This window comes from uncultured Chloroflexus sp., from assembly GCF_937129525.1.
Lineage (GTDB): Bacteria > Chloroflexota > Chloroflexia > Chloroflexales > Chloroflexaceae > Chloroflexus.
In genome coordinates, this window is the sequence record NZ_CAKZNK010000137.1 from 1 (window position 1) to 9,997 (window position 9,997).

The 9,997-nt window shown below is 57.9% G+C and carries 10 protein-coding genes; 1 reads left to right on the plus strand and 9 read right to left on the minus strand.

All coding sequences use genetic code 11. From position 1 onward, the window contains the following. Positions 1-516 precede the first annotated feature (516 nt). The 6 genes from Q0650_RS16590 to Q0650_RS16615 all read right to left on the minus strand — a co-directional run bounded on the left by Q0650_RS16590 (position 517) and on the right by Q0650_RS16615 (position 5,717). The gene (locus Q0650_RS16590) at positions 517-750 is read right to left on the minus strand and encodes a hypothetical protein (protein WP_298820977.1); all 234 of its coding nucleotides are present in this window, start codon (positions 748-750) and stop codon (positions 517-519) included. Positions 751-1,092: 342 nt separating this feature from the next. Continuing rightward, on the minus strand, positions 1,093-1,353 hold the full coding sequence (locus Q0650_RS16595; RefSeq protein ID WP_298820979.1) for a hypothetical protein: 261 nt from the start codon (positions 1,351-1,353) through the stop codon (positions 1,093-1,095). Next, positions 1,340-2,092 carry an XdhC family protein gene (locus Q0650_RS16600; protein WP_298820981.1) on the minus strand — a complete coding sequence of 251 codons (753 nt, stop codon included), beginning with the start codon at positions 2,090-2,092 and terminating at the stop codon, positions 1,340-1,342. Before Q0650_RS16600 ends, Q0650_RS16595 begins: the two co-directional genes overlap by 14 nt. Before the next feature lie 12 nt (positions 2,093-2,104). Then, entirely contained in the window at positions 2,105-2,416 is a 312-nt protein-coding gene (locus Q0650_RS16605) for an XdhC family protein (protein WP_298820983.1), read from the minus strand. 19 nt (positions 2,417-2,435) lie between these two features. After that, entirely contained in the window at positions 2,436-4,589 is a 2,154-nt protein-coding gene (locus Q0650_RS16610; RefSeq protein WP_298820984.1) for a TRAP transporter fused permease subunit, read from the minus strand. A 93-nt stretch (positions 4,590-4,682) separates the two neighbouring features. Next, positions 4,683-5,717: a TAXI family TRAP transporter solute-binding subunit gene (locus tag Q0650_RS16615; RefSeq protein WP_298820985.1), complete on the minus strand. Its 1,035-nt coding sequence runs from the start codon at positions 5,715-5,717 to the stop codon at positions 4,683-4,685. 116 nt (positions 5,718-5,833) lie between these two features. Here Q0650_RS16615 and Q0650_RS16620 point away from each other — a divergent pair, with 116 nt between their 5' ends. Next, positions 5,834-6,736 carry an alpha/beta fold hydrolase gene (locus tag Q0650_RS16620; RefSeq protein WP_298820987.1) on the plus strand — a complete coding sequence of 301 codons (903 nt, stop codon included), beginning with the start codon at positions 5,834-5,836 and terminating at the stop codon, positions 6,734-6,736. A 273-nt stretch (positions 6,737-7,009) separates the two neighbouring features. Here the strand turns inward: Q0650_RS16620 and Q0650_RS16625 are convergent, their stop codons facing one another. The 3 genes from Q0650_RS16625 to Q0650_RS16635 are packed head-to-tail and all read right to left on the minus strand — an operon-like array spanning position 7,010 to position 9,879. After that, complete coding sequence (locus tag Q0650_RS16625; protein WP_298820989.1) at positions 7,010-7,735, minus strand: tetratricopeptide repeat protein; 726 nt, start codon at positions 7,733-7,735, stop codon at positions 7,010-7,012. Continuing rightward, the gene (locus Q0650_RS16630; RefSeq protein WP_298820991.1) at positions 7,735-8,949 is read right to left on the minus strand and encodes a VWA domain-containing protein; all 1,215 of its coding nucleotides are present in this window, start codon (positions 8,947-8,949) and stop codon (positions 7,735-7,737) included. Before Q0650_RS16630 ends, Q0650_RS16625 begins: the two co-directional genes overlap by 1 nt. A gap of 57 nt (positions 8,950-9,006) precedes the next feature. After that, on the minus strand, positions 9,007-9,879 hold the full coding sequence (locus Q0650_RS16635; RefSeq protein ID WP_298820993.1) for a DMT family transporter: 873 nt from the start codon (positions 9,877-9,879) through the stop codon (positions 9,007-9,009). Positions 9,880-9,997: the final 118 nt, after the last annotated feature.

The following is a 9,997-nucleotide window of genomic DNA, read 5'->3' on the forward strand; positions in this document are numbered from 1 at the left end:
GGCCAACCGAAGGATCCTGCCCCGCCTCGTGCCTCAATACTGAGCGCAGGGGTCTTCCGCGCCACGGCAACCGCCCCGGCGCGCGACGACTGCGCCCCTCTCGCGTCACCGCGCTGCGGCGTTTGCTGAACAATTGGAGAACAACAGGAGAGCGGCCAACCGAAGGATCCTGCCCCGCCTCGTGCCTCAACTCTGAGCGCAGGGGTCTTCCGCGCCACGGCAACCGCCCCGGCGTGTGACGACTGCGCGCCTCTCACGCCACCGGCCACCGCGCTGCGGCGTTTGCTGAACAATTGGAGAACAACAGGAGAGCGGCCAACCGAAGGATCCTGCCCCGCCTCGTGCCTCAACTCTGAGCGCAGGGGTCTTCCGCGCCACGGCAACCGCCCCAGCGCGCGACGACTGCGCCCCTCTCGCGCCACCGGCCACCGCGCCGCGGCGTTTGCTGATGGATTGGAGGACAACGGGAGAACCAACGGAGATGCACTGACAACGGCAAGGATATTGCGTCATACCTCACACGGGTAGTTGCCCCGCCGCATCCCAGCGCGCCAGAAGACGCCGGATGCCACCCGCTATGTCCATAACTCCACTATAGCGGGCGATAATTGCGCCGCGCAACACCTGCCGGAGAACCGGCCATTGCTCCGCGTCGTGTCTTACCCCGCCGCGTTCCAGCACGCCAGAAGACGCCGGATGGCCTCCGCTGCGTCCATAGTTCCGTTGCAGCGGACGATGATTGCGCCACACAAAAACTGTTCGGGAACCGGCTATTGCTCCGCGTCGTGTCTCAACACCGGGAGGTTTTCCGCGCCCCGCCGCGAGCAAAGGATGAAGCTGGACACGCGAACTCGCTCGTCTCAAACGCCCACTGCGGGTTTTCTGCTCCCCACTGCGCGCAAGAGATAAAGCATTCCCATTTCACTGCCGGCGAAGTGAGGAGCAACGAAGAAGTTAAGGGATCCTGCAAGCCTGGAGGGAAGCATATTCCGTCTTCACCGAAGACACTACGAGGGCCGGGCAGTGCATCTGACAGGACAACAACCTGTAAAGCGCAGAGTGCCTGCCCTTCAGATCGCACTTCCACCAGCGTCACGCCTGACCGCTGAGATACGCCAAACCCTGCTTCGCGTAGGGATTATCGGGGTCAAGCGCCAGCACATTCTCGAGCGCGACACGCTGGTCTTCGGGATCGTCAACGGCGCCACTCAACCAGAGCCACGCTTCCGGGATCTGCTCGTTGAGTTCGACCAGCTCAAGCAACAGCTCGCGCGCGCGCGCTTTGTCGCCGCGCACCAGCGCCTGCGCGCCTTCGTAGAGTAATTCGGCCTGTCGTCGATCAAGTGGTGGCATACGATGATGCTCCTTCCTCTGCTCGTGAACCGAGCCGGGCAACTTTCACCACCTCGGCCAGAATACTCAGAGCAATCTCTTCAGGCGTCTTCGCGCCAATCGGTAAACCGATCGGGCCGTGAATGCGGGCCAACTCCGCCGGAGTAAAGCCTTCGGCAGCCAGCCGCTCAAGGCGACGGGCATGGGTCTTGGAACTGCCCAGTGCGCCGATATAACGCGCCGGCGAACGCAAAGCTACCCGAAGCGCCGGATCGTCAAGCTTGGGATCGTGCGTCAATACCGCCACACTACTGCGCGCATCGAGCCGTCCGGCCAGCGCCTCGTCAGGCCAGGCGATAATCAGCTCATCGACGTGAGCGAATCGCTCACCAGTGGCGAAAGCTTCGCGCGCATCAATGACCACCGTGTGAAACCCGACCACCTTCGCCATTGCCGCCAGCGCGATACTGATATGCACACCGCCAACCATAAACAGTGTTGGCGGCGGCACAAAACTCTCTACGAACACGGTAACATCCGGCGTCAGATTCACGGTTCGCGTCTCGCCCTGAGACAATAATGGAAGCGCCGCCTGCACCGCCTGCGCAGTCAGCCCGGCATCGCCGAGATCGCCAAACGTTTGACCGTCCTGCATTAGCGCCAGCTTCGCCCCCACCGGACCACCGGCCAGCACCGTCACTATCGCCAGAGGCCGACCCTGGCGCACTGCATCACGCATCAACTCATAAAACGTCGTCATCGGCATCCTCGTCTAGCGCAAGGGTTCAACGAAGACATCAATCGAGCCACCGCAGGCCAGTCCCACCTCCCACGCCGTTTCGTCGGCGACACCGAAATGGAGCAAGCGCGACTGCCCGCTTGCGATAGCTTCCTGACAGGCTTCAAAGACGGCGCCCTCAATACAACCACCACTCACCGAGCCAATCATCGATCCACCAGAAGAGACGGCCATCTTGGCCCCGACCTGACGCGGCGACGAACCCATCGCGCGAACAACCGTCGCTACTGCAACCTGTTCACCACGCGCCAGCCAGCGCTCAATCGCCTCGATCACTTCGTGCATGCCTGTATCCCTTCCCTGCCTAATCTGCCATACTCGACTGCACCCTAGCCTGCTTCTGCCGACGCACATCGTACCACTGCCAGAACCAGACACCGCCGACAATCACCACACCGATCAGATCGGTGATCAGGTTCGGCCAGAAGCAGAGAAACGTGCCGATGGCGGCAATGATCCATTCCCACCAGGTCGTCTTGCGCACCAGATAGAACATCGACACTGTCGAGAAGGCAATTGTGCCGAGCGTCGCCGAGAACCACGACATGGCAACTTTACCCCATTCTACATCGACCAGCGGTTTACCGGTGGCGCCGATCATCAAAATCTCGGGTGTAAAGGCAAACAGGATCGGCATAACGTAGAGTAATTTGGCAAACTTAAACGATGTCCATCCAGTTTTCCACGGATCGGCGCCGGCAATCGCAGCCCCGGCGTAGGCTGCCACACAGACCGGCGGCGTGATATTGCTATCCTGGCTAAACCAGTAGACAATCATATGACCGGCCAGAAGAGCCACACCCAGATCGCTTAGCGCCGGCACTGCAATCACAGCCGTGATCAGATACGCTGCCGTCACTGGCACACCCATGCCAAGGATAAGTGAAGCAAGGCCGATTAACAGAACTGCCGCCAGGATATTACCGCCGCTGAGGCTCACGATGATATTCGCAAACCGCTGGCCAACCCCGGTCGCATAGATCGTGCCGACGATGATACCGATCACACCAACCGTAGCGCCGATCACCAGCGTATCACGCACCCCTTTCTGGATTGCCTCATTAATCGTTTGGATTACCCGTCCGGTACTGCGCACAAAGGCATTCACAATCGTGCCGCCTTGCGCTGCTGGATTCTTGAAATCGGCCAGGTTTTCCGGCAGCAAATACATCAGGGGAATGCACGATAGAATCGACCAAAACGCGGCATAACCGGGCGAAAAACCGCGCGCCAGCATGAAGATTACCACAATGAGAGGTAGCGAAAGATACCACTCTTTGCGAATAATTTCCCATGCAGTATGTTCAGTTTTTATGCCGCTGAGACCAAATTTTTTGGCCTCAAAATGCACCATCGTGAGCACCGACAGAAAGTAGAGGATCGCCGGCACAATCGAGATGGTGACAATCACCGAATAGGGGGTATTCGTCAATTCTGACATCAAGAACGCGCCGGCGCCCATAACCGGCGGCATAAATGCGCCACCAATCGAGGCTGATGGTTCGATAGCGCCGGCCACATGCGGGCGAAAGCCGGCCCGCTTCATCAGCGGGATGGTAAACGTGCCAGTGCTCACCGTATTGGCAATCGCGCTACCTGAAATTGAGCCAAACAGCGCCGACGATAATACGGCTACTTTAGCCGGCCCACCGGTGCTGCGACCGGCCAGCGCCAATGGCAAATCGATAAAGAAGCGACTGGCACCGGCTTTGTTGAGAAACGCGCCGAAGAAGATAAAGAGAATGACGTAGCTGACCAGCACATTGGCCATCACGCCGAACACACCTTCTTGATCAAGGAAGAGAACCGTCGCTACCCGTTGCCAGGGCTGCCCGCGATGAGCGAAGGTGTCGAGAATAGGCAGATCGTAGAGCACAAAACCAAAACGCAAATAGAGGATGAAGAAGATCCCGATCAACGTCATCGACCAGCCTAACACCCGACGCGCCACCTCGAGCGAAACGATCAGACCAATGATGCTGACGGTAAAATCGGTTGGATTGTAAGCGCCGGCTCGCCGTTGTAATGCCGGATAGTTGAGAATGAAATAGCCAACGACGATCACTACAACAACGATCAGGAAAAGATCGAACAGCGTTGGCCCGCCTCGCGGCATCAGAATTGCCCGTAACGGCCCCGGTAACCGGTCAGCAAATCCGCCAATTGCCGGCTGGAGCCGACTCCGTTTGTCAAAGCTCGGATAGAGTAAGAGGACGAGGATAAACGTCAGCATGACGTAAATGCCACGCTGCCACTGCACCGGCGCCGGCAGCGTTCCGGCGGTATAGATATAGAAACCCGCCATGCCAAGCGCGATCAGCGCCACAACCACACTCCAGAAGCGATTGAGTGTGCGAGTCGGTTTTTCCTCTTGCTCGAGATACTGACGCACCTTTTCCTGATCGACCTCGTCGCCGGTTGACATACCAGGAAGATTTGATGGTTGTTGGCTGGACATACCATTCCTCTTTTTAAGCAGCGCAGCGGAGGGAGCAATTGCCCCCTCCGGATCCGTTTCAGCACCACCATTGCCACCTAACAGTCATTTGTACTACTTGAGGTTATCAGGGATCTGCACACCCTGTTCAGTCCAGAACTTAACCGCGCCGGGGTGCAATTTGTTGGCGATACCGGTAATGCCTACTTCCAAACCCATTTCGCTCGCTGAAGGATGCGCCTCACGCAATCGGTCGAGACCACCTTCAAGATAGACCGCCTTCAGCGCCTGATAGACAATATCTTCGGGCACATCAGCATTAGCAACCCACAACGCAGTATCCTGGAAACTCATCACATCATTTGGCATACCGTCATAAGCGCCACCGGTCAATGCGCGCGGCGAGTAGAAGGGGTACTGTTCAAAAAAGCCACCCTCAAGGCCGGGAGTGTAAATGTCAATCAGGCGAATCTTAGTCGCCGCCGCCGCCTCGCGCACGGAAGCGTTGGGGAAACCGGCCAATACCCAGAAACCATCGAGCTGACCATCAGCCATCGCTGCAGCAGCCTGTGAATAGCCCAGGTATTCGATCTGAATTTGATCGAACAGACCTAATGCCTTGAAGTATCGTTCTGCGCTCAATGCCGCACCCGAACCGGCATTGCCCAGCGCAATCCGCTTTCCAGGCAGATCGCTCACTGAAGTGATTCCGCTCCGCTCGGTGACAACCAGGTGCGCAACGCCACCATACAGCGGCGCGATCGGCATGACTTTGTCATAGACTTGCGGATCATCGGGGAGCTGTCCCAAAGCGCCTAACGCAACATCACCCGAATAGACGATGCCGAACTGCCGATCGCCAGACTGCACTGAACGCAGGTTCTCGGCTGATCCACCGGTGCCTTCCGCAGTGATGTCTACTCCAGGAACCTTCTCTTTGATAATCAGTGAAAGGGTATCAGCGTAGACCTGGAAGACACCACCTACAGGCCCGCCACCGAAAGCGTAGCGAAGAGTCTGTGCAGGAGCTGGAGCCGGCGCCGATCCGCCAGCCGGAGCAACCGTGGGCGCAGTGGCAGGCGCAGACCCGCAAGCAGCCACGAACAACGCTAACACCGCAAGGGCGATCACTCGCATACGAGAAACCACGTCGTTTCCTCCTTATACTTGTGGTCAATGGTTGTGCTGAATCAGGATACCATGGATTATACCCTATGAAAACAATCTATGAAGAACAAATCTCTCAACCAGGAAGGGAGTGTAGCGTGACAATTCTTAACGGATTTACCCCTTTCACCAGAAAGGTACGCGGCGTGACAATCGCCGGCGCCATTGGCGGCAGTGGATCGCCACTGTTACTGCTCCACGGGTATCCACAAACACATGCGATGTGGCATGCGATTGCGCCGGAACTGGCAGCCTCATTCACGGTTGTAGCTGCAGATTTGCGCGGGTACGGCGACAGCGATAAGCCTGCCGACGATCCGACGCATGCCACGTATAGCAAACGCGCGATGGCCGCCGATATGGTTGAGCTAATGGAGCAGTTAGGCTTTCGCCACTTTGCAGTGGTCGGCCACGACCGGGGAGCGCGCGTCACTCATCGCATGTGCCTCGATTATCCCGACCGGGTGACTCGCGCCGCAGTGCTCGATATTGCCCCTACTCGCTATATGTATCAGACCGCCGATCGAGAGTTTGCTACGGCGTACTATCACTGGTTCTTTCTCATTCAACCTGCGCCACTGCCTGAACGACTGATTGAAGCCGATCCCGAGTTCTGGGTGCGTAGCAAATTAGCGCATTGGGGACGAACTCCTATCGCTTTCACCGAACAAGCAATCGCTGAGTATACGCGTTGCTTTCGCAATCCGGCAACCATTGCGGCCAGTTGCGCCGATTATCGAGCGGCAGCGACAATTGATCTGGTTCACGACGAAGAAGATGTGCGTGCCGGTCGCAACATACGCTGTCCATTGCTGGTGCTCTGGGGCGAGAAAGGTTTTATCGGGCGCAAGTACGATGTGTTGAATGTATGGCGCGAATATGCAACAGAGGTGCATGGTCACAGCGTGCCGGGTGGTCATTTTCTTCCAGAAGAAGCGCCAGCCGAGACACTAGCCGCATTGCAGCGTTTTTTCGCTCCAAGCAGTGGTCGTCTAACCTGACAGAGCGCTACGGATAATGATTCCAGGCCATACATCGACGCAACTGACGGATCGTCGAGGTTGCGCGATGATTCGGCCTGCGATATTTAAGGATAGCGTGAAAAGACGCACTATTACTATGACGGGGCTTGCGGTAGCAAGTGATACTGCCATCCTGTCGGAAGATATGCCGATGTGGAGACGCATTTAACACGCATCAGCTTCGGAAGGATACTCTGGCAATGGACTCAATCGGCAGAGAAGCGCTTGCGCGACAACAATTCTGATAACCGGCTACGCCGCCAGAATATCGAGCAAACGATTGACGATCGCCGCATCGACCGCATCGAGGCCATACGTCAACCGTTGCCGCCGACGCTCACCCTGCCAGATCTGACGCACCGCCTTTCGAATGCGCCAACCCTTCCGCTCGAGATCGTCCAGCGCCCGCTCAACATCGGGCCGCTCGCTCTCGTCACCGCGCGCAATGGTAGCAATGGCCTGCAAGAGTGGTTCAAACTGCTGCACAGCCTGCGCCGCATCCTCGTCACTCTCGGCCAGGCTGATCAGACCGATTGCCGCTAATCGGTCAATGACCGTCTGTTGAACGTCAGGCGCCAGGCGATTGATCGCAAACTGCAATGCCGCCCCATCACCCTGCTCTATCGCCTGTCGCACCGCCAGTGGCAGGCTGGCCAGAAACTCAGGGGTGAGATCGGCAGCCACGTCTTCAGCCGCAGCCCGGTGCCGTTCGGCAAAATCGGCCAGACCGAGATCGGCGAAAATCTCGGCAGCGCGGGCCAGATAGGGACGGGCCAGATCGGGCCGCCCCATTCGTCGCAACGCCCAGCCGTAATTGCCGGTTTGGGCCGCCGCGCTGTAGTATTCGCCGGCAGCCCAGTAGAGCTTCACCGCCTGATTAAGCAGATCAGTCGCTTGCGGTAGATCGGTAGCAATCAGCGCCTTACCCCGAGCAATCAGGGCATCAGCTTCGGCCTTTAACTGTAACGGGTGACTCATCATACACCTCGCGCGGCAATAACCCGCTGGCGGCGCGCCGGTCGTTGCTCACTGAGCGAGGCCAGCTTTGCCCCAAGCTGTTCGAGACTGACCAGATTATGCACCGGTAGAAAATCGTCAACAAACGGTAGCGCAGCCTGCATACCCACCGTAAGCGGCTCATAGCCGGGTGTGCCAAGCAACGGATTGAGCCAGATCAAGCGGTGGCACGAACGTTGCAGACGATCCATCTCGTGGGCCAGCAGCTCTGGGTCACCGCGATCCCAGCCATCGCTGATCAACAGCACCACCGGGCTGCGCCCGAGCACGCGCCGCCCCCAGCGGTAGTTAAATTCCTTGATCGCTTCACCAATGCGAGTGCCGCCACTCCAATCCACCACATGTTTGCTTACCGCGTCGATCGCGTCATCGATGTCTTTGTAACGCAACTGACGAGTGATCCGGGTAAGGCGGGTGCCGAAAACGAACGTCTCGACATCACCCAAGCCGGCTGAAATGGCGTGGGCAAACTGGAGCAAAATTCGCGAGTAGCGCTCCATACTGCCAGAAATATCGCAAATGAGGACGATAGGTCGCGGCTCGGTGCGAATGTCGCGCCAGGACAGCTCAATTGCTTCACCACCGAAACGCCAGCTCTGGCGCAATGTGCGGCGCATATCGAGCAAGCGGCCCACACGCGACGGACGGCGACGGCGAGTGCGGCGTGGCTTAATCTGCCACTCCATGCGCTTAATTAACTCTTTGCAAGCCTGCACCTCTTCCCACGTACACTGGGCAAAATCTTTGGTGCGCAGAGCTTCATCGCGACTGAAGGTAAGCTGAATCTCAATCTCTTCCCGCTCTTGTCCCTCGGTCGAGTCGGCATCATCGACGGCGGGCTGGCGCCGCGGTAACCGCAACTGACGACGCGGAATCTTGACCTGCGGCAGCAGCATCTGCATCATTTCACGTTCGAGATCGATCCCTAGCGCCTTCTTCCAGAAGAATTCGAATGCGGTGTCGAACAGCGGCAGATCTTCTTTGCGCAGCACCAGCATGCACCGCATCGTAGCGCGCAAATCCTCGCGCCGTAGCAAGCCGACGTGCTCGATCGCCTCGATCAACTCAACGATCTGACCAGGGCTGACCGCAATCCCCATTTCGCGTAACAGATAGCCAAAACTGACAATGTGGTGAAGAATATGACCGCCGCTAACCGCAGATTGCTCTTCCATAGAACAGTGCTATCCTCACGAGTCTTCATCGGTATTGTAGCATAGCCGTAATGCGGCTCACTGCCGCTCGGCGCGGAGATTGATCACGATGCCGGCCAGGATCAGCAATGAGCCAATCGCCAGCGACCACGTCACTGTCTCGCCATAAAACAGAGCACCAACGAGTGCGATCAATGGCAGGCGTAGAAAATCGAGTGGCACCACCACCGAAGCATCGGCCAGACGCAAGGCGCGCGCCATACAGTAGTGCGCAGTGAGCGCCGAAACGCCAACTGCGATCACCCACGGCCACCCACCCGGAGAAGGTAATCGCCAGTCAGCCAGCGCCGGGAAGAGACCCAGCGGTAACTGAATCAGCGTCATGTAGAACAGAATTGTCAGCGGTGCCTCGGTTGCCACCAGCTTCTTGGTCAACGTATGCGCGGTGGCATAGCCAAATGCCGCCAGCAACACTGCCAGCGCCGCCGGATGGACAATCCCAACACCAGGACGCAGAATCACCAGCGTGCCCATTACGCCGAGCGCTACTGCCATCATGCGAACGCGGGTCAACCGCTCGCGCAACAGCGCCGCAGCGAGCAGCGCAGTCCACAACGGAACGGTAAACTCAATGGCAAAGACTTCGGCCAGGGGGATGAAAGCCAATCCGTAAAACCAGCCGTACTGCCCGCCGAAATGGGCCAGATTCCGCGCCACGTGCAACGGCAAGCGTTGAGTTTGTAAACGGTTGACGCCACCTTGTTGTAGCGCCAACGCGCCGATGACCGACAGGCCGATCAGACTGCGAAAGAAAAGGATTTGAAACGTGGTCAGTTCGGCGGCAAGCTCGCGTCCGCCAACTGCCATAGCGCTGAATGAGAGTAACGCTCCTGCCATCCAGAAAGCGGCGCGCAGCGCAGGATGCCACTGTGACACAGAAATGGCTGTCATGACAATCATTGTAACAGGTTTGGACGATTTGATCGCGGGTACTGTTGCAAGCTGTCCGCTTCTTCGTGTGCCATCGATCCACAATCAACCCGCCTGACCGCAAAATCCGCTATGAGAT